Raw genomic sequence first — 22091 nt, forward strand, 5'->3', positions numbered from 1 at the left:
TGTCACGATCCGCCTTGGCAAGATCGGGCGTTTGGCTATGATCGCGAACAACCCCCGATCGAGCCCGTCTCTTGAGAAGGCAGGCCGACTCTTTGTTCCGTCAGGGAGGACGGCATGAAGGCCCTCGCCCTGGTCGAGGCTCCCGACCACGTCTGCTGCCGATACCGTGTCCGAGCCTTCGCGGAGGCCCTGGCAGCGGCCGGATGGTCGTTGACCATTGAGGGCCTGGCCCGAGGGGCACTCGCCCGGCCGAGGCAATTGCGCAGGGCTCGGCAATTCGATGCCGTGATCTTGCAACGCAAGCTTTTAAACCCTTGGGAGATGGCATTGCTGCGGCGCGCCAGCCGCCGCCTGATCTTCGACCTCGACGACGCGGTCTTCTGGCGAGACTCGTACCACCCGAAAGGGGTGCGGTGTCCCTCACGTGAACGGCGATTCGCGCACCTGGTCCGACAGGCCGACGCGGTGCTGGCCGGCAATGACTTTCTGGTCGGCAGGAGCTTGCTCGCCGGGGCGGCTCCGGAGGTTGTTCGACGGCTGCCGACCTGTGTCGAACCGGGGCATTACCCCATCCGCGTCCCTGAGCCGGGATCGCCCGTTCGGCTCGTCTGGATCGGCTCGTCGAGTACGTTGCGCGGCCTGGAGGAGCAGCAAAGCCTCTGGGACCGGATCGGTCGGGAGGTGCCGGGGGTGATTCTGCGGATCATTTGCGATCGCAAACCCGAGTTCGGCGCCTTGCCGGTCGAGTTTGTGCCCTGGTCGGAGCCGACCGAGGCCCAGGCGCTGGCCGAGTGCGACATCGGCATCGCCTGGATGCCCGACGACCTGTGGAGCCGAGGGAAATGCGGTCTGAAGGTTCTGCAATACCTGGCGGCGGGGCTGCCCGTGGTGGCCAATCCGGTCGGCGTTCACCCGGAGATGGTCGCCTATCACCATTCGGGAATTCTGGCCGCGACCGAGGATGACTGGGTCGAGGCGGTGACACGACTGGTTGGCGATTGGGAGCTGAGGCGCCGGATGGGAGCGGCGGCTCGGGAGATCGTAGAGCAATCGTACGCGGTCGATCGGTGGGCCTCGACGTTTGTGGAGGCGGTGACGGGGTCGTTGGGAGGAATGCCGGCGCGACCGCATTTTGATGCGATCGGAGGCGTCCGGACGCTCCCCTCGGGCCGGGTCGAGGGGACAGGACGATGAGTACGGTCGATCGCGGAACGGAAACGCGGCGAAGTGCCGCCGAACGGCTCAGGCCGCACGGCCCTGAAGGACGGTTGTTCCAGCCACCCGACTGGCAATGGGCCCATGCGGGGGACGTGGGATGGTGGGTTCGGCCCGACTGGCGATCGGTGCTGCTCACCCCGGAAGGGGCCTTGCGGCTCGACGAATGGCGGGCAAAGGGCTGGGTGGAGACGATCAAGACGGGGCCGCACCGCATTGTTTCGCGAGTCGCCCTGCCGACCGGGCCGATCTACGTAAAGGAATTCCTCGTGCCGACCTGGCGGGAGATCCTGCGCCAGTGGTTCCGCCGGGGAAAGGGTCGCAATGAGGCGAAACAGGCAAGGAAGCTGGCGGCGATTGGCGTGCCGACCATCCGGCCCGTCGCGCTCGGCGAGCGACGCGTTCGCAAGTTCTTGTTTGAAAACACGCTCATTTCCCCTGAAATTCCAGATGCGATCCCTCTCGATCGATTCCTGCGAGATGTTTTGCCGACGATGGAACGGCGACGGGCGGTGATTGTCCGGCATCGGCTGGCCGAAGCCCTTGGCGCCTTGACGGCTCGCCTGCACGACGCGGGGATGAGGCACGACGACTTCCATCCGGGAAACCTGCTGCTGCGGCTCGACCAGGCCGACCAGCCCTGGCTGGCGATGATTGACCTGGATGCGATGCGGGTCGGTAAACCTCTGAGCGCGAAGGCGGCGGCGGCGAACCTGGCCCGGCTCAATCATGCGTCGCTCTTGCTGGCGACCCGGACCGATCGACAGCGGTTCCTGCGAACTTATGTTGACGTGCGAGGAGCGGTGATCGGCGATCTGGGACCGTTCACGAAGCGCGTGGTCGGACTGACCCGGCGCTGGGCCGAGCGGCTCTGGAGGCGTCGGGCGCGGCGGTGCGTGGGGTCGAACACCGACTTCCAGGCGATCCGGGAACGGGACCGCTGGGTGGTTGCCTCACGAGCAATTGATCGGGAGACGTTGGAACATTTCAGAGCGAATCCGGACGGACCGTTCTCCGATCCTGACGCGGTCTTGCTAAAGCATTCACGAACAACCACCGTTGTTGAAGTGTCGACCCCAGTTGATGGAGTACCGACGCGTGTCGTGTACAAGCGGTTCAACCGAAAGAAGCGGCTTGAAGCGTTGTTGACGGCGGTTCGGCCGTCGCGGGCCTGGCGGGCCTGGCGGGCGAATCATCACCTGAGAAGCCGAGGGTTGCCGACGCCTCCGGATCTGCTGGTGCTGGGGCGCGATCACCAATCGGGGCGAATTCGGTTGCCGTCGGGGCCGAGCGAAACGTACCTGATGACGGTGAAGGCGGAGCCGTCGATCACGCTCAGCGATTTCCTGATCGCGGAACTCCCAGAGCGTCCCGAGCGGGATCGGATCGCTTCTCGCCGCCGGCTGGCGGGAGCGTTGGGCCGACTGCTCAGGGACCTGCACGACCGGAGCCTGTCGGATCGGGATCTCAAGGCATCGAACATTTTGATCGAAGGAAATCCTGATGCGACCCGGCCGAAATTGAGTCTGATCGACCTGGTGGGGGTGCGGCTCATCAGCCCCTTACCCAGGAATCGCCGGGTGCAAAACCTGGCCCGCCTGGTGGCAAGCCTGGGTGAACATCCCGAGTGGACACGCACCGACTCGCTCCGCATGTTGCAGGCGTATCTGCCTCAGCATGAATCGGCGGCCGGGCGCTGGAAACAGGTCTGGAGACGGATCGAGCATCGTATCCGCCGCAAACGAGCACGCAACCTGAGACGGGGACGACCACTGTCCTGACCCCACTCCACCCCACCCGATCGAGCAACTCGGACCGACGAAGGAGCCATCCATGACGCGACATCCCCAGACGCAAGCAAACTCCTGTTTCAAAGGTCTGCGTTCGAGTCTCGTTCGATCGGTCCCCCTGATGTTGCTCTTGCTGACGGGTGGATGTTCGACGCTGACAACCCGAGACTGGCCGGGGGGTGCGGCAGGTACCTCGTTGATTCCGACCCGCTATCAGGCCGACGTGGGGGCGTTTCGGGTGGCCTCGAACCTGCCCATGAACGAAGACGACCCCGCGCTCCTGACCCTGGCGGGGTTGGAAGCGCGCCTGGAGCGGGTGCTGGGCCTACAGATTGATGAGAACGAACCGCCGATCGATGTCTATATTCTTGATGATGACCAGGCATTTACGACCTTTTTGACGTTTCATCACCCGGAACTTCCTAATCGTCGGGCGTTTTTCCTGGCGGTGGGAGACGTGGCCGCAGTCTACACGGCCAGAGGATCGCACCTGGAGGAGGACCTGCGGCACGAAGCGACTCATGCCCTGTTGCATCGGGCCGTTGGCCATGTGCCCCTCTGGCTTGATGAGGGGTTGGCCGAGTACTTCGAGGTGGAATCTCAGGCGCTTCCCGCCGAGGCGATCGCTCGCTTCCGAAAGCTCGCGGCGTCGTATCGAGAGGGGTGGCGGCCTGATCTGAAGCGGCTCGAATCGGTCGAGAATGTCGCGGTGATGTCACCGACCGACTACCGGGAAGCCTGGGCCTGGACCGTCTTGCTCTTGCACGGCCCTCGTCGGCAGACCCTGGTTGCGCATCTGGACGAACTTCGAATCGAAGGGGACACCACGCTTGCGATCTCGGAACGGTTGCGCAACGACCTCGATCAGCTCAATCGGCAGTTTCTCGCCCAGGTTTCGCCGAACGCTCAAGGAGACGCGCCAAAATTGACGCGTTTGCAAAGTCCTTCGACCTCTCCGAGAACGGTGCCGAGGCGTGAGGAATCCCCCTCCCCACGCGTGATCGTACTGGAACCTTCTGATGCAGGACGACCCTTCCCGCTTGAGCCACCGAGAGGTCCGATTGGCCGGTTGCGGGAAGGGATTGGGAACTTCTTCGACCGGCTCATCCCTTGAGTTCGATCGGGAGTTGATTGATTTTTGCCGCGAGAATGAAGTCATTCTCGGACAATCCGCCAATCGCGTGCGTGGTGAGTTCGATTGTGATCTTCCGGTAGCCGACAAGATGCAGGTCGGGGTGATGCCCGTCTTCCTCGGCCAGCGCGGCGACCTTGTTCAGAAAGTCGATGGCGGCCATGAAGTTCCTGGCCGTCCATTCGCGGCGAATGAATTTCCCATCCGACGATATCGACCACCCCTCGACTCTGGCGGCCAGTGCGTTCGCCTCGTCAGGGGTTAATGGGGGAACGCCGCCCTCGCACGGGAGGCATCGCTTTTGGGTCAGTTCCTCGGCGGTTGTGGGAGTCATGTGGAAGGCTCCGTAAGGGTTTGAACATCCATCGACACACGCGATCGACTGCGTGGCAGTCGTTTCCGAGGTGTCCGAGTGAGCGTCAGGGTGTCCCCTTCTGCTCGATCATCCGTCTCAGTTCGCTCGCAGCCGCATAAGGGGGTTTCTTGTCCTCGTCGCGGTCGACAAGGCCGTTGGCGGACCGCATCATTTCTTCATCGATCGATTCGACCAGGGGAGTCAGCGCGTTGATGATGTCGTCACGCTCGGCGGCCTCGGGGGAAAGGAGGAGCAAGGCATCGTACGGGGGGATGGCTCCGAGGGGGTCGTCGAGGAGCACGAGGTCGTAGGTGTCGATGCGTCCATCGGTGGTGAAGGCGGAGATGACATCCACTTCGCCTCGGTAGGCGGCCTCGTACATGAAGGTCGAGTCGTAGGTGACCTCGCGCTCGAAGTCGAGACGGTAGCGGCGCTGGATATCGAACCATTCCGGGCGCTCGAAGAATTCGTAATCACCGCCGATTTTGAGGGAGGGGGCGTGACGAGCGAGATCGGCGATGGTCGAGATACCGAGTTCCTCGGCCTGTTCGCGCCGCATGGCGATGGCGTAGGCGTTCTCGAACCCGAGTCGGCCCAGCGAGCGAATCCCCAGCTCAGAGGAAAGCCATTCGGAAACCTCGTTGAGCACGATTTCGCGGTCGGCCGAGGCGGGGCGATTCATCGCATTGGCCCAGATGGTGCCGCTATAGTCAACGAAAATGTCGATTTCGCTGCGGGCAAGAGCATCGAGCCCGACACTGGACCCGAGGCTTTCGTTCCGTCGCGCGGCAATCCCAGCGTCTGCAAGCACCTGCTCGAACAAGGAGGCGAGAATATACTGTTCGGTAAAGGTTTTCGCGCCAATTCCGACCTGATCGGATCGGTTCACACCGCGCAGGTAGGCGAGTAGGTTCGGCGCGACGAGCCCTCCACCGAACACCAGAGCGAGCGCGACCGTCGAGGCGATGGCCATGGCGCGCCGACGCTCGGCGGTGGCCTTCTGCAAGGCACCGATGAGGAAATCGAGGATCACGGCAAGCACGGCGGCGGCAACGCAGCCGAAGAGCACGGCCACGCGGTTTCGGGTCTGGAGTCCACTGAAGATATAATTCCCAAGCGATCGCTGACCGATGGGGGTGGCCAGGGTGGCCGTGCCGACGACCCAGACCGTGGCCGTTCGCAAGCCGGCGACGATGACCGGCGCAGCCAGAGGGAGTTCGACGCGGAGGAGCGTCTGGCGAGGGGTCATGCCGATCCCCTTCGCGGCCTCGGTCAGGGTGGGCTCGACCCCGAGAATGCCCGTGACCGCGTTGCGGACAATCGGCAGGAGACTGTAGAGCGAGAGTGCCAGCACGGTCGGATAGAAACCGAAAAAGGAAAAGCCGGTGCCCACGGTGCGCTCGGTCAGGTCGCTGAGCATGGCGAGCAAGGGAACCATCAAGGCCAGAAGTGCGAGACTGGGGATCGTTTGAATCACGCCGATGATGGTCAGAACCGGGTAACGAAGCCTCGGCCGTCGAGCGATCAGAATCGAAAGCGGCAGACCGACAATGACGCCGACGGCCAAGGCAATGACCGTAATTTTCAGATGATGCGACAGATTGAGCGGCAGAATTTCAAGCTGCCGGGCAAGGTTCTGATTCATGAGGAACTCCCGGTCTGACCAATCAGATGTCCGAGCCGATCGGCCTGGCGCCGGGGGGTTTCCATCAGTTGAGCGACATAGGGATCGCTCGGCGAGGCGATTAATTCGGCAGGCTCGCCGAGTTGACGGAGCGTTCCGTTGCTCATCACGGCGATTCGGTCGGCAAGCAAAAGGGATTCGGTGATGTCGTGCGTAACCATCACGGTGGTGAGACCGAGATCCTGGTGGATTTTCAGATACTCAAGTTGTAAATGATCGCGAGTGATCGGGTCGAGTGCGCCGAAGGGCTCATCCATCAGAACGATCTTGGGCCGACCGGCCAGCGCTCGGGCGATGCCGACCCGCTGACGTTGACCTCCGGACAGCTCCGCGGGGGATCGGGACCGGTAAGTGGCCGGGTCGAGCTGAACGAGCGCGAGCAACTCATCGACGCGCTGCGTTCGATCAGCCCGGGGCCAGCCGAGCAGGCTGGGCACCATGGCGACATTCTCAGCAACGGTCAGATGAGGAAAGAGCCCGATCCCTTGAAAGACGTAGCCGATCTGACGACGGAGGGCGACCTGATCGACCGTGGCGATGTCGCGGCCGTCGACGACGATCGATCCGGAGGACGGGTTGATCAGACCGTTGATCATCTTCAGGGTCGTCGTTTTTCCACTTCCTGACTCGCCAAGGATGACCAGAAACTCACCGGCTCGGACATCGAGGTCGAGTTCGGAAACCGAGAACGTTTGGCCGTTGTCAAAGGACTTCGAAACGGACGAGAGGGAGATCATGGTGGTCGATTCAGCGATGGTTCGGACTCCCAGTCGAGGGGGTCGATCACAACGGGGCGGAGACCAAGGGTGGCCCGGCTTGGTCTTGATCAATTTCAGGTTGGATCGTATGGTTTCGGCCATCGTGGAACAAGCCGGGATCGATTTGCGCGATCGAGTCGGGACAGGGAAGGCCCATTCGAACCATTGCGATGCGCATGATTGAGGTAAGGAGACCAGGTCGCTTGCGAGGGGATCGCCTCGTCGTGACGACCCTGACGGTATGCGTGTTGCTGCTCGGGATATCGGGGTGCGCCTCCATGAGGCGATTGAACCTCAACCGGGACCTGCGGCCGTGTACCGACGGGTTTGCCCAGACGGCGGACGGATGGATGCTCGGCATCCGTCATTATCACCCGGAGCGACCAGACCCCAACAAGTTGCCGGTCGTGCTTTGTCATGGGCTGGGTCTGAACGGGACCTTCTGGACCATCACCGAGGGGCATTTACCCTCGAAACTGGTTGACCGCGGCTATGAGGTCTTCGTGGTCGACATGAGGGGATCGGGGGGAAGTTATCGGGACGGGACGCTCGGATGGGTCAACTCGGGATTGCGACAAACGTTCATTCCTGAGCTTGGCAACGACGAGTGGACCATGGACCACCAGGCCTTCTACGACGTTCCCGCCATTCTCGACTACGTGGAGCAGCAGACCGGGCGGTCTCAGGTGAACTGGATTGGGCATAGTCTGGGAGGAATGCTGATGTTCGCATTCCTCGAAAAATCGGGGCAGGCCGAGCGCATCGCGAATTTTGTGGCGATGGGGAGCCCAGCCTGTGTTGCTCAATCCACCGAGGCCGAGCGCATGCTGCGCGCGAATCGGGGGCTCCGCGTCTTGATGATGGCCATCAGCACCGGGCGAATCGCGCGACCGATGTCAATTGCCCGGCCTCCGGGACTCGACCAGATTGACCGATTTTATTACTCGGCCGACAACGTGGACCGAGAGACCGTGAACCGGTTCTATGGCTCGACACTCGAAGACCCGGGGCCGGGGGCATTGAAACAGCTTGACACCTATCTGGAGACGGGTCGGCTCAAGTCGGCGGACGGAACGATCGACTACTTCGAAGGGCTGCCGGAGGTGAAGACGCCGACCCTGTTCATTGCTGGTGACGGGGACATTCTCGCCGATCTTCATTCGAAGTGGCGAACCTATCAGAGCCTCGGAAGTTCCGACAAGACCTTCCTGCGATTCGGACGGTCGGAGGGACATGTGGCCGACTATGGCCATTGCGACCTGGTCTGGAGCCGGCACGCAACGAACGAGATCTTCCCGGAAATTCTCGACTGGCTCGAACCGCGACAGGCAAGGGCGCAGGCCAGTCCTCAGCACTGAGAGGCCCCCAAGGGAGGCGTTGCATGTTTCTCGCCGCCGCTGTGCAGATGAATGCAACCGCCGATCCCGAGGCGAACGAGGCTCAGGTCGTTCCGCTGATCGAGCGAGCCGCCGGATATGGAGCCCGGTTCGTTGCGACGCCGGAGCATACCCGAATGCTGGCGACGATGCCGGAGATGGTCCGCGCGGCGGAACCGCTGGATGGGCCGACCTGTCAGCGATTCGGGGCGCTGGCCAGGAGACTGGGGATTGTGCTCCTGATCGGTTCGATCAACGAACAAGGGTCTGATCCGGACCGGTGTTCGAATACGAGTGTGCTGTTCGGTCCAGAGGGAACGATCCTCGCGGTCTATCGGAAGATCCATCTGTTTGATGTCGATCTTTCGGAATCGGTCCGATCTCGGGAGTCGGACCATGTCATGCCGGGCTCGGTCCCGGTGGTGGCTAGGACGCCGCTGGCAAGGGTCGGTCTGTCGATCTGCTATGATCTGCGGTTCGGAAACCTGTACCGGCGCCTCGTTGGCGAGGGAGCCGAGGTGCTTTGCGTGCCGTCGGCCTTTACGCTCACCACAGGGCGCGCGCACTGGGAGGTCTTGATCCGCGCTCGGGCGATCGAGTGCCAAAGCTTCGTGATCGCGCCGGCTCAGTGGGGACGACACGAGGACGACAGCCTTCGGGAAACGTTTGGTCATGCGATGATTGTTAATCCGTGGGGGCAGGTGATCGCCACGGCAGCCGATGGGCCGGGGCTGGCGATTGCGGAGATTGACCTCGACCGGGTTTCGCAGATCCGGCGCGCGGTTCCGGTGGCCAATCATTTTCGTCCGAATCTCTGATCCGTCCCGATCGTGGTGATCGGATCGGTTGTGAGAGGGATTCGCGTTTGACGGTCGGCTTGTGTGGAACGAGTCGTCGAGGATTGAACGCGCACGGGGATCACGGTCGAAGGGTAGTCTGGACGATCGTGCTCGACAACGATCGACCGACGGTCCTGGAGGCGGGGGGATCATCGTGGGGGTGATTGCCCGGTCGCCGATCGCTCGGGGGCGATCCGATGCGGCTGTTCGCGCGAGCACTTTTCATCGGCGCATACATAAGTGGTCTGATTTATGCAACCTTGATTCTGAGTCCGCAAGCCGATCCCACACCGAATCTTGAACCGCTGCGAACGATTTCCGCGTGCTGGTCGATGGGAGGTGAAACCCTGGTGGTGAACCTGCTGGGGAATCTCGCCCTGACGGCACCTCTGGGAATCATCGGTCCGTGGTTCTGCGACCAGGCGAGGTGCGGGATTGGATTGAGGGTGCTGCTCTGTGGATTCGCAGTGAGCATCGCCATTGAAGCGACCCAGTACGCCTGCGATCATCGCATGGCGGATGTAGATGATGTGCTGCTCAACACGATCGGGGCGGGGATGGGATATGGAGCCATCCGGGGCTTCGAAACCGTACGTCGGCTCGGTACCGTAGGGCTTTGGTCCCTGATGATGGAGACGACGGAGCGAGACGGAATGTCTGATCGTGCGTCGACGATCGGCAAGACGATCGTGATTGATCACCCCGATTGACGAGGTGATCAATCCGGGAGAATTCGTTGCTCATCAGTCGATCGGCAGAATCTCGACCCGCCGGAACTGCGTCGGATGGCTCTCGGCCTGCAGGGCGATGTGCCCACCGGTGAGGATAAGATTGTCTCCTTGAATGAGGCGCTGGGCATCCGGATCGCCAGGGTCGAGCTGGGGCTTTTCGTATTGCAGCACCACCTCGCCATCAACGATGTGGCGAATGACCTCACCGCCTCGGACCTCGATTTCCACCGTGACCCACTGGTCGCCGCGATAGGTCTTTGAGGAGGAGTTGGTGCAGTGTCGGGTGAGGAGTTCCCCGTCCATGACCACGTGTGTGCCGGGGGTGCAGAGGTTGGCCGTAGGACGTTCCCCTTCCTCGCCGCCGCCAAGCAGTTGAACCTCGATCGAGACCGGGAAGTTCTGATCCCGGGTCATGCTCTCAGCGGCCTGAGCGTGGAGCATCAGACCGTTATTTCGAATGGCCCAGCTCGGCCCACCGGGGCACTGATCGCCGATGAAGCGGTACTCGGCGCGGAGGCGATAGTTCGAGAAGGATCGATCGGAAATGAGATGACCGAATCGGTTGTCGAAATCGTCATAGTCATCATAGGAAACGGTGAGCAATCCATCGACCACCTGAAAGGTGTTCTTGAAGTTCTCTCCGGCCTCGGCACGTGCAAACTTGGGAATCCAACCTTCAAGGTCGGTGCCGTTGAACAGCGGGATCCACGTCTCCTCGGAGGTGGGTTCGCTGGCGATGGCGAGGGACGAGCAGGTGCCCACGAGGGCAAGGGACAACAGGGACGATGCAATGCGCGTCATGATGGGCCTCGGGGTCAGAAGTCAAAATTATCAATGTTGTCCGTCGTGAAGATAAATGGTTCACCGAGGAGAATGTTGTCTCCCCGGAGATTGACCGTACCGAGCCGGCCGGCCTCGAACTGTTCATCGCCGGGCTTCAGGGTTCCTTCCTCAAGCGCCTTGGCGGCTTGAACCGTGAGATAGCCGAGGTCCATCGAGTTCCAGAGGATCACGGCCTCGGTAATCCCTTCGTGAACATAGCGGCGGTTGTCGTTGGGAAGGCCAAGGCCGATCACCTTCACATCGTCTCGACCGGACTGCTTGACGGCCTCGGCCGCGCCGGGGACAGCGGGGGTGCAGATGGCCATGATGAGTTCGACATCGGGGTAGGCGTTCATGATGTTGTTCGCCTCGTCGTAGGCCTTTTGCTGCAGGTCGTCGCAAGGGCGAAGCACGGCCATTTCGATGTCGGGGTATTCCTCGGCACGCCGCAGCTCGATCTGTTCTTGCCAGGAAATCATGTTCGCGGCGGTGAGTGAGGCCGTGATGATGGCGAACTTGCCGGACCCGCCCATGATTTCAGCGGCGGTGTCCATGAGGGCGCGGCCGATTCCTTCAGGGGTGGCCTGGTTGACGAAGAAGGTGCGAGCATCGGTCGCGGCGTCGGCATCCCAGGTGATGACCTTGATGCCGCGATCCTGGGCCTTCTTGAGAACCGAGGCAATGCCGTCGCGATTTTCGACGGCCACGGCGATCACGTCGACCCCTCGGGTGATCCAGGTGTCGATGATTTGATTCTGGCGAGCGGGATCAGGGTCGGTGGGTCCGTCCCAGATGAGGTTCACGCCGAGTTCCTTGGCAGCCTCCTCGGCCCCCTGGCGGCAGGCGATGAAATAGGCGTTCCCTTTGCTCTTGGGCATCATCGCCACGGTGATTGGTTGATCGTCGGAACGGGTGGCCTGGCTATCCGCGTTCGAAACGGCATCTCCCCCACCCATCAGGCGATCGGTGAGAGTTCGAACCACATAAACGTTACTGGCCGCAATGATGACCCCGGCAATCAGGATCACGCCGCAGATAACGGCCACCTGTGAGTTTTTCACGGTCCACTCCCCTTCGGAATCGACTCCTGGTTGATCGTTCAATGGTGGCGAGCGCGTGGGTCGGCGATCGAGACCGATGGCGGCCAGCAGCAGGACACCGGTCAAGACTCCCGAGAGTTCGCCAGGCTGATCCGCCAGCCTCATCCCATTTTGCAAGACGGCGATGGCAAACAGGCCGAGCAAGGTGCCCAGCACGCTGCCCCGGCCGCCGAAAATCGAAGTGCCGCCGAGCACGACCGCCGTGATCGCCAGCAGTTCATAGCCCAGGCCCGCGTCGGCCTTGGCCTGGCCAAGGTGAGCCACATAGATGATGGCCGCAAGGCCGGAGGCGGCCCCCGAAAGCACATAGACACTCCAGACGAGTCGATCGACCCGGACCCCGGCATGACGCGCACCTTCGGGAGAATAGCCGATGGCGACCAGCCCTCGACCGACCGTGCTGCGATGCAGGAAAATCCAGAATCCGATGGCCACGGCGAGGAAGATCGGGACCTGGGTCGGGATGCGTCCGAACACATACCCCTGTCCCAGGAACAGGAACGATTCCGGGAACTGAGTGAAATTGTCGACCCCACCGGTCATCCCTTCGGCCAGCCCCCGAAACAGGGAGAAGGTGCCGAGCGTGACGATGAGTGGAGGGATTCGGAGGCGAGTGATCAAGAGTCCGTTCAAGGAACCGGCCAGGGCGGCCAGCACCAACGTCAGGGCCGCGGCGAGGGGGATCGGCAGGCCGGCGTCACGCCAGAGTTTCCCAAAGATGACGGCGGAGAGACCCATCAAGGAGCCGACGGAGAGGTCGATCCCGCCGCTGACGATCACCGGCGTAAGGGCGACCGCAAGTAGGCCGATCTCGACGCTGAGACGGAGAACCTCGAACCCGTTGGCAACGGTGAAGAAGTTGGTGCCGATCAATCCGAAGATGATCACTTCAACCGACAACAAGACGATCAGAGCAATCTGGGCGGGTTCGAGGCTGTTCGGATGGGCAAGCCGAACACCGCCGATGGTGGATTCGGTGGTCATGGCCATGTCAGCGTCCTCCCCGGTCGAGGGCATCGGTAGCAACGGCCAGGAGGATGATCATGCCTTGAATCGCCTTTTCCCATTGCGGTTCGATCCGAAGGAAGACGAGGGCGGGGCCGATAATCCCGAGCAAGGCCACACCGATCAAGGCGCCGAGCGGCATTCCGCGGCCTCCCGAGATGGCGACCCCACCAACGACGACCGCGGCAATGACGCGGAGTTCCAGGCCCATGCCGGCATTGGGATCAACATCCACGAATCGGACCGCGCTCAGCAAGGCTGCCAGTCCGGTGAGGGCTCCCATGACCATGAAGACGCTGAAGACGACCCAGGTGGGCCGGACCCCGGCAAGGCGGGCCGCCTCGGGATCGGAACCGGTCGCGTAGACCGCCCGACCCGCCGCAAGATTGCGTAAGGCCCAGGCGAAGGCGAGGAAGACGACCAGCGCCGCGCCGAGGATGATCCACTGGCCGGCGGTCTGACCAGCGCCGAACCATTGGAACTCGGAGGGCAAATTGCGGACGAACTGCCCCTGACGGCCGTAGCGCAGGGCCTCGCGACCAATCACCATGGTGGCCAGCGTGACGACGATCGAGGGCAGACCGGCCCGGGCAATCAGCCAGCCGTTGACCGCGCCGAACGAGGCCCCAACCAAAAGCGTGCCGAGCAGAACCACGGGAATCGGCAGGCCCGCCTGGGCCATCAATCCCGCGGCAACGCCACACAAGCCGAATTGAGAACCAATGGAAATGTCAATCTGGCGGCAGAGGATGACCATGGTCATGCCGATGGCAGCCACGACGACAGGGGCATTGCTGACGGCGGTGGCCATCAGTTGTTCCGGTCGAAAGAACCGCGGAGCGGCCACGGCGAGCAGCACAAGCACTCCAACAAAGGCCACGAAGACCGAAAGTTCTCTCCGATAGCGTCCGAGCCTCCTCATTGTGGGGCGGCCTCCCCGGCAGGATGACCGAGCGCGAGGTGGAGGATCTCCTCCTGGGTGGCGTCGGCGCGGTCGAGGGTTCCCACGATGGTCCCTCCGTGCATCACGGCGATGCGGTCGCTCATGCCGAGAATCTCAGGAAGTTCTGAAGAAATCATGAGAATGGCAAGTCCTGACTGAGCCAGTTCTCCCATCAAGCGGTGGATTTCCGCCTTGGCCCCCACGTCGATTCCCTGGGTCGGCTCGTCAAGAATGAGCACGCGGGGCTTGCACGAGAGCCACCGCGCGAGGGCGACCTTTTGCTGGTTGCCGCCTGAGAGATGGCCGACGGGAGTGGAAATTGACGGGGCCTTGACGCCCATCCGGCGCGTCATGGTGGAGGCGAGTTCCCGTTCCAGGGTGCGGTCGATCAGGCCGCCCTTCGCAATGGTGCGGAGGGTGGCCAGCGTGGTGTTCGCAGCAATGGTCATCGGCGGGATCACGCCGTGGTGGCGGCGATCTTCAGGAACATAAGCAATCCCCAATGCCACGGCTTCATCGGGAGCGTTGATGGGTTCAGGCCGACCGAGGAGGCGGATCGTCCCCCGATCGGCCGGGGTCAGGCCGAAGAGGACGCGAGCCAGTTCGGTTCGACCCGCTCCCACGAGTCCGGCGATACCGAGAATCTCACCCGATCGGACGAGAAGATTGACCCCGTGGACACCCGACGCCTGGCAGCCGAGCCCCTCGGCCGACAGCACAACCTCGCCCAGGGGGACATCGACCTTGGGAAAGACGGCGGCGAGCTCTCGGCCGACCATCATGCGAATCAAGGCGGCCCGATCGACCTCGGTCATCGGTTTTGTGTCGACGAGGTGCCCGTCGCGCAGGGCCGTCACTCGATCGGCAACGAGCGGAAGTTCTTCCAGACGGTGAGAGATGTAGATAATTCCGACCCCTTGCGCCTTCAGTTCCTGGACGACGCGGAACAGGTGCTCGACTTCCTGGTCGCCGAGGGAGGCCGTCGGCTCGTCCATGATGAGAATGCGGGCCTCAGCGCCGAGGGCTCGGGCGATCTCGACGAGTTGCTGTTCCGGCATGGTCAGGCGGCGGACCTCGACCTCGGGGTCGATCGCCGCGCCGATGCGATCAAGCAGCAAACGGGCCCTGCGGTGGCGCTCCGCCCATCGGATGCGACGCCAGGGGCCGCCGGGTTCGAGACCGATGGCGATGTTCTCGGCCACGGTCAGGTCGGGAAACAGCGCGGGTTGCTGGTAAATGGCGGCAATGCCCAAGGAGCGGGAGCGGACGGGGTCGTTCTCGGTGATGATCCGACCGTTGACCTCGATGGTCCCCTCGTCCGGATCGTGAGCGCCGGTGATGACCTTGATCAGGGTGGACTTGCCCGCGCCGTTCTCACCGACCAGCGCGTGAACTTCACCGGCCCGCAGGTCGAACGACACGCGATCAAGCGCCTGCACTCCTGCGAACGATTTGCTGATGCCGCTGAGACGGAGCACAGTCTGCACGGTCACGCCCTCGCACCGGACCGATGAACAAGCACGTCGCGTTCGTAGGATCGAATCGTGTCCATCCAGTCGAGCCCGACGGGTACGCCTTGACGGAGACAGTAGGCATCCCAGACGGCCCCCGAGGGGAGCAGCTTGGCCTCCTCCAGCAGGGCCAGCCGGCCGGTCAGGTCGCCGGAGGCCTCCATCGATCGAAGAAGCTCGATTGGTTCGAGCAAGGCACGCAGCAGGGCTTTCAAGAGGTTGCGGGTGCCGATCACCCAGGCAGCGACGCGATTGATACTGGCGTCGAAGAAGTCGAGGCCGAGGTGGACGCGGTGCAGAGAGTCGCCCCGGACAAGCTCCTGGGCAATGGCGTCGAGTTCATCGGAAAGCGTCACGACATGATCACTGTCCCATCGAACCCCTCGGCTGACGTGAAGCAAGGCCTCGTCGAGGAACCCGAGGACGGCGGAAATCTTGTCGGACAGGACCTCGGTCGGGTGGTAGTGCCCGGCGTCGAGACAGAGCAAAATCCCTCGGCTCACCGCGTAGGCCAGGTAGAACTCGTGCGAGCCGACGGTGTAGGCCTCGGCCCCGATACCGAACAGTTTGCCCTCGACGGCGTCTCGATTGAAGGTCGGCGCGATGTGGTCGGCAAAGACCGCATCGAGCGATTCGAGCAGGCGTTCGCGGGGGCCTTTCCGATCCACCGGAGTGTCTTTCGAGCCGTCGGGAATCCAGACGTTAGTGATGCACGCCGAGCCGGTCGCCCGGCCAAACGCGGCACCGATGTGGCGGCATGCGATGCCGTGGTCGATCCAGAACCGGCGGATCGTGGCGTCAGGGTGGGAGAGGGTCAGACCGTCGGCGGCGAGCGGGTGGGCGAAGAAGGTGGGGTTGAAGTCGAGGCCGATCTGCCGGTCGCGGGCCCAGTCGATCCACCGGGCGAAGTGGTCGGGAGTCAGGGCGTCGCGATCGACGGGGGGTCCGGAGTGTTCGGCGTAACTGGCGTGGAGGTTCAGGCGGTGCGAGCCGGGGATCAGGCGAAGGGCCAGATCGAGGTCGGCCCGCAGTTCGTCGGCGGTCCGGGCTCGGCCGGGATAGCGGCCGGTGACGGCGAGACCGCCGCCCAGCTCGCCGGCGGTCCCTTCGAAGCCGGCAACGTCGTCTCCCTGCCAGCAGTGGAGCGAAACGGAGAGGCGGCCGAGAACATCGAGTGCCCGATCCACATCGACGCCAAACTCGGCGTAGCGCTCACGGGCGATCGAGAACGCGTCGTCAATCTTCCGGTCCATCGGCCCGACCCCTTCGCACGAACGACTCTCAGAGAAGAGCCTCAGTTTAAGGGGATCGGGCCTCCGATGCGAGCAGTCAGGCCGGCCGGTTGCGAATCAGGCGAGCAATTCGTTCACGACATGACCGTGAACGTCGGTCAGGCGGAAGTCGCGCCCCTGGAAGCGGTAGGTGAGGCGTTCGTGATCGAAACCAAGCTGGTTGAGGACGGTGGCCTGCAGGTCGTGGACGTGAACGGGATTCTCGACGATCGAGAAGCCAAGCTCGTCGGTCTCGCCGTGCGAGTAACCGGCTCGAACGCCGCCGCCGGCCATGAAGATGGCGAAGCAGTCGGGGTAGTGGTCGCGGCCGAGGATGTTGCCGCCGGAGGTTCGGCCTTCGCGGAAGGGAGTGCGGCCGAATTCGCCGCTCCAGATGACGAGCGTCTCGTCGAGCAAGCCGCGGGCCTTGAGATCCTTGATGAGGGCGGCGACCGGGCGATCCATCGTCGCGCACTTCTTGGTCAGGCCGTCGCGAAGGTCCTCGCCGGGGCCGGTGCCGTGGAAATCCCAGCCCCAGTCAAAGAGCTGGACGTAGCGGACCCCTTGCTCAACCAGGCGGCGGGCAAGCAGGCAGTTGTTGGCGAAACTGGCCGCGCCGGGCTGGGCGCCGTAGGCGTCGATGGTGGAGGGGGTTTCGCGGCTGATGTCCATGACTTCAGGAACGGACATCTGCATCCGATAGGCCAGTTCGTACTGAGCGATTCGGGTGCTGGTTTCAGGGTGGCCCAGTTCCTCGGCCTGAAGCGCGTTCAGTTCGTTGAGCGCGTCGAGGCTGCGGCGTCGGAGGGTGCGGTCCATGCCGGGAGGGTCGGAGACGTAGAGGACCGGGTCCCCCTTCGATCGGCACTGCACCCCCTGGTAGACCGAGGGGAGGAAGCCGCTGCCCCAGGCCCCCTGGCCGGCGCTCGGCTGCACGCCGCTGGAGATGAGGACGACGAAGCCGGGGAGGTCCTGGCTCTCGGACCCGAGGCCATACGTCACCCACGAGCCGAACGACGGGCGACCCTGGCGAGGCGAGCCGGTGAACAGCAACAGCTCGGCCGGGGCGTGGTTGAACTGCTCGGTATACATCGACTTGACGAGGCAGATCTCGTCGGCCACGTCGTGCAGGCGGGGGATGGCGTCGGACATCCAGATGCCCGACTCCCCGCGGGGGGCGAAGGTGCGGGGGGTGCCGAGCAGCTTCGGCGTGCCGGAGGTGAAGGCGAAGCGTCGCCCTTCGAGGAAGCGGTCGGGGCAGTCCTCGCCGCTGTGCTTGACCAGTTCGGGCTTGTAGTCGAACAGGTCGAGGTGCGGCGGGGCGCCCGACATGTGCAGGTAGATGACGTTCTTGGCCTTGGGGGCGAAGTGCGGCGGCCGGAGCGCCATCGGATCGCCCAGGGAACGATCACTGGCACGGGCCTCGTCGTTGAGCAACGACGAGAGCGCGACGGCGCCGAGGCCCACGGGCATCCCCTTGAGGAAATGCCGGCGGGTGACGTGCTGCAAGCGTTCGGTGCGCGGGTCCATGGCGAACGTCCTCCGGGCTTCGGCGCGGTCGATTGAGTGATTAACGCTTCAAGACCATTTCATCGAGGTTGAGCAGCACATTGGCCACCACGGTCCAGGCGGCCAGCTCGGCGGGGGATTGGCCCTCGGGCAGGGGGCCGAGCGGGTCGGTGGCCATCGAGAGTGCGGCCTCCTCGTCGTCCGAGAAGGCGAGCCGGGCATCCTCGACGAGGGCAAGGAGGTGTTCACGCTCGGCGTCCGAGGGGTCTCGGGCGAGGCAGAGCTGGAACCCGCGACCGATCCGGCCCTCGGCCGTCTCGCCCCCCTCGCGGACCATCCGGCGGGCGAGGGCCTGGGCGGCCTCGACATACACCGGGTCGTTCAGAGTCACGAGGGCCTGGAGCGGGGTGTTGGTACGCTCGCGCCGAACGATGCAGACCTCGCGGTTGGGGGCGTCGAAGGTGGTCATCGACGGATACGGATTGGTGCGACGCCATTCGGTGTAAAGACCACGACGGTAGCGATTTTGGCCGGTGCTGGTTTCGCGGTCGATGGCGCTACCGAAGGCGGCATTCAGGCCCGTGGCCGGTCGCGGGGGATTGACCGGGGCTCCGTGCAACTTCGGGCTGAGCAGGCCCGAGACGAACAGAGCCTGGTCGCGGATCATCTCGGCCGAGAGGCGGAACCGGGGGCCTCGGGAGAGGAAGATGTTGGCCGGGTCCCGTTCGAGCAGGTCCGGAGTGACGTGAGAGGATTGACGGTACGTGCTCGACGTGACGAGGAGCTTGAAGAACGCCTTCAGATCCCAGCCGGAGCGCACCAGTTCGGTCGCCAACCAGTCGAGCAATTCGGGATGGGTAGGGGGTTCCCCTTGCGAGCCGAACTCCTCACTCGTCGGCACCAGGCCCTGGCCGAACACCTGTTCCCAGCATCGATTGGCGATGACTCGGGCGGTTAGGGGGTTCTTGTCGGAGACCAGCCAGTGAGCCAGGCTGAGCCGGTCGGGCTCGGCCCCTTCGGGCAAGGGGTGGAACGACTCGGGGACACCGGGAGTGACCTCCTCGCCGAGGTCGAGGTAGTTGCCACGCCGCTGAACACGGGTCGTCCGTCGCTGGTCACCTTGCAGTTCCCGCATGATGGGGACGGTCGTGTACGGGGCGAGCCGGGCGTCGAGTTCGGCGAGTCGGGCACGCTCGGCTTGCAGCAGGGGGGTGATCTTGAGGAAGTGGTCGGACAGTTGCTTCGCCTGCTCGTCCGAGCGATCGGCCGCGTCGATGCGAAGGATGGCAAGGATCGCATCAGGAACTTTCGGCGCGTTCGGGAAGGGCTCTTCCCCGGCGAGGACCGCACGTTCCCAGTCCTGCTGGGCGTCCTTCAGTTCGGGGGTGAGATTGGCGAGGGTTTCCCGAAGGGAGCCGGCTTCCGCTTCCCACTCGGCCTTGTGGGCGAGCTGTTCATCGGTGAAGAGGGGGAGCAACGGGGCCTCGTCGCGGAGGTCGGCGTCTGCGGTGTTGTTTAGAATGGCATAGAGGCGGAAGTAATCGACCTGAGAGATCGGGTCATATTTATGCGTATGGCACTGGGCACAGGCCATCGAGGTGCCCATCCAGACGGTCATGGTCGTGTTTACGCGATCGACGACGGCGGCAGAGCGAAATTCCTCGTCGTCGGTGCCACCTTCGCTGTTGGTCATGGTGTTGCGGTGGAAGGCGGTGGCGATCAGTTGCTCCTCGGCGGGGTCGGGCAACAGGTCGCCGGCGATCTGTTCGATAGTGAACTGATCAAAGGGCATGTTGGCGTTGAAGGCGTCGATGACCCAGTCGCGGTAGGCCCAGATGGTCCGGGGGGGGTCGTCGGCGTATCCGGCCGAGTCGGCATAGCGGGCCAGATCGAGCCAAAGCCGGGCCTGATGCTCACCGTAGGATTGCGAGGAGAGCAGACGATCGACGAGACGTTCGAACGCTCCGGGAGCGGAGTCGGCGAGGAACTCGGCCACCTGCTCGGGAGTGGGCGGCAGTCCGGTCAGGTCGAGCGAGGCGCGCCGAATGAGGGTGGCTCGATCGGCCTCGGGAGCCGGAGCAAGCCCCTCGGCGTGCAGGCGGTTGAGGATGAAATGGTCGATCGGGTTGCGAGGCCAGGAGGGGTCGGAGACCTCGGGCAGATCCGGCCGTTCGGGAGGGGCGTAGGACCAGTGGACGGCGTACTCGGCCCCTTGCTCAACCCAGCGCCGGAGGAGTTCGGCTTCCTCGGGAGTGACAGGATTGCCGACGGAGGGAGGGGGCATGACATCGAGCGCGTCCTCGGACTCGACCCGATAGATCAGCTCGCTCTCGTCGGGATTGCCGGGGACGATCGCGGCGTACCCTTTGCTTGCGTCGAGGGCATTATCGCGCACATCGAGCCGGAGATCGGCTTTCCGTTCCGCCTCGTCGGGACCGTGGCAAAAGAGGCACTTGTTCGAGAGGATGGGCCGGATGTCGCGGTTGAAGTCGATCGGATCGTCGGCAGCAAAGGCCCCGGAGGTGGTCAGGGCGATGGCGGCCGTCACGGTCCCGATGAGTGAGCGAACGATCATGCGAGCAACTCCTCGACGACATGGCCGTGAACATCCGTCAAACGGAAGTCTCGTCCCTGGGTCCGGAAGGTCAGGCGTTCGTGATCGAGACCGAGCAGGTGGAGAATCGTCGCCTGCACGTCGTGGACATGAACCGGGTGATCGACGACGTGGAAGCCCAGGTCGTCGGTTGCGCCGAGCGTGAGCCCAGGTTTGACCCCTCCACCGGCAAACCACATGGTGAAGGCTTGCGGGTGGTGGTCTCGGCCCAGGCTGCGGCCGAGCGTGGCGTTCGATTCGACCATCGGCGTGCGGCCGAACTCGCCTCCCCAGACGATCAGCGTGTCATCCAACAGTCCCCGGCGCTTGAGGTCAAGCACCAGGGCCGCCGCGGCGCGGTCGGTCTGACCGCACTGATTGCGGAGGCCCCCCTCGACATCGGAGTGATGGTCCCAGCCTTCGTGATAAAGATTGACGAAGCGGACCCCGCGCTCGATCATCCGACGCGCCAGCAGGCAATTGTTGGCAAACGACCCCTTGCCGGGAGTGACACCGTACAGGGCGAGGGTTTCCGGAGACTCGCCGGAGAGGTCCATCAGCTCCGGGGCACTCGACTGCATCCGGTACGCCATCTCGTACGAGGCGATCCGACTGGCGATTTCGGGGTCTCCCACCCGCCCGAGCTGGCGATCGTTCAAGGTCCGGATCAGGTCGAGCGAGTCGCGTTGCAGTTGCTCATCGAATCCGGAGGGGCTGGAGACGTTGAGGATCGCATCCCCCTGCGATCGAAACACCACCCCTTCATACGAGGTGGGCAGAAAGCCGCTCGACCAGTTGGCCGCGCCGCCGCTGATGCCGCCGCCGGAAGACAGAACGACGAAGCCGGGCAGGTCCTCCGACTCGCTTCCGATCCCATACGTGACCCAGGAGCCCATGCAAGGACGGCCCGGCAAGGGAGAACCCGAGTTCATGAAAATCTGAGCTGGGGCGTGATTGAACTGGTCGGTATGCACCGACCGGACGATGGCGATGTCGTCGACCACCTGGGCCAGATGGGGGAGCATCTCCGACAGCTCGGCGCCGCATTCGCCGTGGCGAGCGAAGCGGAAGCGAGGAGCCATCAGGCTCGCATCAGGCCGGATGAAGGCGTAACGCTGATCCTTCACCACCTCGGCCGGGACCGGCTGACCGTCGTACTTCGCAAGGGTCGGCTTCGGGTCAAACAGATCGAGCTGGCTGGGAGCACCGGCCATAAAGAGATAGATGACCCGTTTGGCCTTCGGGGCAAAGTGGGGGGCTCTGGGCGTGAGAGGATTCGTCACGTCGAACGCGGGGACATCAGAGCCCACGGCTCGACCGCCTCCGGCGAGCATCGACGCCAGGGCAATCTTGCCCAGGCCGACGCCGCAATCACGGAAGAAGTGGCGTCGGGTCAACGCTCGCAGGGTTTCATGCGCGGCGAGGGCTTGGAGGTCGCGGTTCCGCGAGGGCATGAC

General features: G+C 63.6%; 17 protein-coding genes. 6 read left to right on the forward strand and 11 right to left on the reverse strand.

Annotated features, from left to right (window positions below; all coding sequences use genetic code 11):
• The first annotated feature begins 114 nt into the window (after positions 1 to 114).
• From GA615_RS21815 to GA615_RS21825, 3 genes are read left to right on the forward strand one after another with little or no spacing between them, the layout of a single operon-like run.
• Positions 115 to 1194 carry a glycosyltransferase family 4 protein gene (locus GA615_RS21815; protein ID WP_152053452.1) on the forward strand — a complete coding sequence of 360 codons (1080 nt, stop codon included), beginning with the start codon at positions 115 to 117 and terminating at the stop codon, positions 1192 to 1194.
• Positions 1191 to 2996, forward strand: a complete 1806-nt coding sequence (locus tag GA615_RS21820) for a lipopolysaccharide kinase InaA family protein (protein WP_152053453.1) — start codon at positions 1191 to 1193, stop codon at positions 2994 to 2996. The genes GA615_RS21815 and GA615_RS21820 overlap by 4 nt, the downstream gene beginning before the upstream one ends.
• 52 nt (positions 2997 to 3048) lie before the next feature.
• The gene (locus GA615_RS21825) at positions 3049 to 4119 is read left to right on the forward strand and encodes a DUF1570 domain-containing protein (RefSeq protein WP_152053454.1); all 1071 of its coding nucleotides are present in this window, start codon (positions 3049 to 3051) and stop codon (positions 4117 to 4119) included.
• Here the strand turns inward: GA615_RS21825 and GA615_RS21830 are convergent.
• From GA615_RS21830 to GA615_RS21840, 3 genes are all read right to left on the reverse strand, one after another.
• Positions 4109 to 4471 carry a 4a-hydroxytetrahydrobiopterin dehydratase gene (locus GA615_RS21830; RefSeq protein ID WP_152053455.1) on the reverse strand — a complete coding sequence of 121 codons (363 nt, stop codon included), beginning with the start codon at positions 4469 to 4471 and terminating at the stop codon, positions 4109 to 4111. The genes GA615_RS21825 and GA615_RS21830 overlap by 11 nt on opposite strands.
• Positions 4472 to 4556: 85 nt before the next feature.
• Positions 4557 to 6137, reverse strand: a complete 1581-nt coding sequence (locus GA615_RS21835) for an ABC transporter permease/substrate-binding protein (protein WP_152053456.1) — start codon at positions 6135 to 6137, stop codon at positions 4557 to 4559.
• Positions 6134 to 6913: an ABC transporter ATP-binding protein gene (locus GA615_RS21840; RefSeq protein WP_152053457.1), complete on the reverse strand. Its 780-nt coding sequence runs from the start codon at positions 6911 to 6913 to the stop codon at positions 6134 to 6136. Before GA615_RS21840 ends, GA615_RS21835 begins: the two co-directional genes overlap by 4 nt.
• Before the next feature lie 299 nt (positions 6914 to 7212).
• Between GA615_RS21840 and GA615_RS21845 the strand changes: the two genes are divergently transcribed.
• From GA615_RS21845 to GA615_RS21855, 3 genes are all read left to right on the forward strand, one after another.
• Entirely contained in the window at positions 7213 to 8292 is a 1080-nt protein-coding gene (locus tag GA615_RS21845) for an alpha/beta hydrolase (RefSeq protein WP_235905605.1), read from the forward strand.
• Positions 8293 to 8315: 23 nt separating this feature from the next.
• Positions 8316 to 9128 carry a carbon-nitrogen hydrolase family protein gene (locus GA615_RS21850; RefSeq protein WP_152053459.1) on the forward strand — a complete coding sequence of 271 codons (813 nt, stop codon included), beginning with the start codon at positions 8316 to 8318 and terminating at the stop codon, positions 9126 to 9128.
• Between the two features lie 218 nt (positions 9129 to 9346).
• Positions 9347 to 9859: a VanZ family protein gene (locus tag GA615_RS21855; protein WP_152053460.1), complete on the forward strand. Its 513-nt coding sequence runs from the start codon at positions 9347 to 9349 to the stop codon at positions 9857 to 9859.
• Between the two features lie 33 nt (positions 9860 to 9892).
• Here GA615_RS21855 and GA615_RS21860 read toward each other — a convergent pair whose 3' ends face one another.
• The 8 genes from GA615_RS21860 to GA615_RS21895 all read right to left on the reverse strand — a co-directional run bounded on the left by GA615_RS21860 (position 9893) and on the right by GA615_RS21895 (position 22088).
• Positions 9893 to 10681 carry a 3-keto-disaccharide hydrolase gene (locus tag GA615_RS21860; RefSeq protein ID WP_152053461.1) on the reverse strand — a complete coding sequence of 263 codons (789 nt, stop codon included), beginning with the start codon at positions 10679 to 10681 and terminating at the stop codon, positions 9893 to 9895.
• 14 nt (positions 10682 to 10695) lie between these two features.
• Entirely contained in the window at positions 10696 to 12792 is a 2097-nt protein-coding gene (locus tag GA615_RS21865) for a substrate-binding domain-containing protein (RefSeq protein ID WP_235905606.1), read from the reverse strand.
• A gap of 1 nt (position 12793) precedes the next feature.
• A complete protein-coding gene (locus tag GA615_RS21870) occupies positions 12794 to 13729 on the reverse strand; it encodes an ABC transporter permease (RefSeq protein WP_152053462.1) in 936 nt (311 codons plus the stop codon).
• Positions 13726 to 15237: a sugar ABC transporter ATP-binding protein gene (locus GA615_RS21875; protein WP_152053499.1), complete on the reverse strand. Its 1512-nt coding sequence runs from the start codon at positions 15235 to 15237 to the stop codon at positions 13726 to 13728. The genes GA615_RS21870 and GA615_RS21875 overlap by 4 nt, the downstream gene beginning before the upstream one ends.
• Before the next feature lie 2 nt (positions 15238 to 15239).
• On the reverse strand, positions 15240 to 16514 hold the full coding sequence (locus GA615_RS21880; RefSeq protein WP_152053463.1) for an L-rhamnose isomerase: 1275 nt from the start codon (positions 16512 to 16514) through the stop codon (positions 15240 to 15242).
• 96 nt (positions 16515 to 16610) lie between these two features.
• The gene (locus GA615_RS21885; protein ID WP_152053464.1) at positions 16611 to 18062 is read right to left on the reverse strand and encodes a DUF1501 domain-containing protein; all 1452 of its coding nucleotides are present in this window, start codon (positions 18060 to 18062) and stop codon (positions 16611 to 16613) included.
• Positions 18063 to 18102: 40 nt separating this feature from the next.
• Positions 18103 to 20616, reverse strand: coding sequence for a PSD1 and planctomycete cytochrome C domain-containing protein (locus GA615_RS21890; protein ID WP_152053465.1), 2514 nt, complete (start codon positions 20614 to 20616; stop codon positions 18103 to 18105).
• Positions 20613 to 22088 carry a DUF1501 domain-containing protein gene (locus GA615_RS21895; protein WP_152053466.1) on the reverse strand — a complete coding sequence of 492 codons (1476 nt, stop codon included), beginning with the start codon at positions 22086 to 22088 and terminating at the stop codon, positions 20613 to 20615. The genes GA615_RS21890 and GA615_RS21895 overlap by 4 nt, the downstream gene beginning before the upstream one ends.
• Positions 22089 to 22091: the final 3 nt, after the last annotated feature.

It is taken from the genome of Tautonia marina (genome assembly GCF_009177065.1).
GTDB lineage: Bacteria > Planctomycetota > Planctomycetia > Isosphaerales > Isosphaeraceae > Tautonia > Tautonia marina.

What these genes read in the sequence shown, in the direction of transcription:
- GA615_RS21885 (WP_152053464.1), bottom strand. Translation starts at nt 18,062, where the DNA reads ATGGACCCGCGCACCGAACGCTTGCAGCACGTCACCCGCCGGCATTTC.
- GA615_RS21825 (WP_152053454.1), top strand. Translation starts at nt 3,049, where the DNA reads ATGACGCGACATCCCCAGACGCAAGCAAACTCCTGTTTCAAAGGTCTG.
- GA615_RS21845 (WP_235905605.1), top strand. Translation starts at nt 7,213, where the DNA reads ATGAGGCGATTGAACCTCAACCGGGACCTGCGGCCGTGTACCGACGGG.
- GA615_RS21860 (WP_152053461.1), bottom strand. Translation starts at nt 10,681, where the DNA reads ATGACGCGCATTGCATCGTCCCTGTTGTCCCTTGCCCTCGTGGGCACC.
- GA615_RS21880 (WP_152053463.1), bottom strand. Translation starts at nt 16,514, where the DNA reads ATGGACCGGAAGATTGACGACGCGTTCTCGATCGCCCGTGAGCGCTAC.
- GA615_RS21890 (WP_152053465.1), bottom strand. Translation starts at nt 20,616, where the DNA reads ATGATCGTTCGCTCACTCATCGGGACCGTGACGGCCGCCATCGCCCTG.
- GA615_RS21840 (WP_152053457.1), bottom strand. Translation starts at nt 6,913, where the DNA reads ATGATCTCCCTCTCGTCCGTTTCGAAGTCCTTTGACAACGGCCAAACG.
- GA615_RS21830 (WP_152053455.1), bottom strand. Translation starts at nt 4,471, where the DNA reads ATGACTCCCACAACCGCCGAGGAACTGACCCAAAAGCGATGCCTCCCG.
- GA615_RS21820 (WP_152053453.1), top strand. Translation starts at nt 1,191, where the DNA reads ATGAGTACGGTCGATCGCGGAACGGAAACGCGGCGAAGTGCCGCCGAA.
- GA615_RS21870 (WP_152053462.1), bottom strand. Translation starts at nt 13,729, where the DNA reads ATGAGGAGGCTCGGACGCTATCGGAGAGAACTTTCGGTCTTCGTGGCC.
- GA615_RS21835 (WP_152053456.1), bottom strand. Translation starts at nt 6,137, where the DNA reads ATGAATCAGAACCTTGCCCGGCAGCTTGAAATTCTGCCGCTCAATCTG.
- GA615_RS21850 (WP_152053459.1), top strand. Translation starts at nt 8,316, where the DNA reads ATGTTTCTCGCCGCCGCTGTGCAGATGAATGCAACCGCCGATCCCGAG.
- GA615_RS21855 (WP_152053460.1), top strand. Translation starts at nt 9,347, where the DNA reads ATGCGGCTGTTCGCGCGAGCACTTTTCATCGGCGCATACATAAGTGGT.
- GA615_RS21815 (WP_152053452.1), top strand. Translation starts at nt 115, where the DNA reads ATGAAGGCCCTCGCCCTGGTCGAGGCTCCCGACCACGTCTGCTGCCGA.
- GA615_RS21865 (WP_235905606.1), bottom strand. Translation starts at nt 12,792, where the DNA reads ATGGCCATGACCACCGAATCCACCATCGGCGGTGTTCGGCTTGCCCAT.
- GA615_RS21895 (WP_152053466.1), bottom strand. Translation starts at nt 22,088, where the DNA reads ATGCCCTCGCGGAACCGCGACCTCCAAGCCCTCGCCGCGCATGAAACC.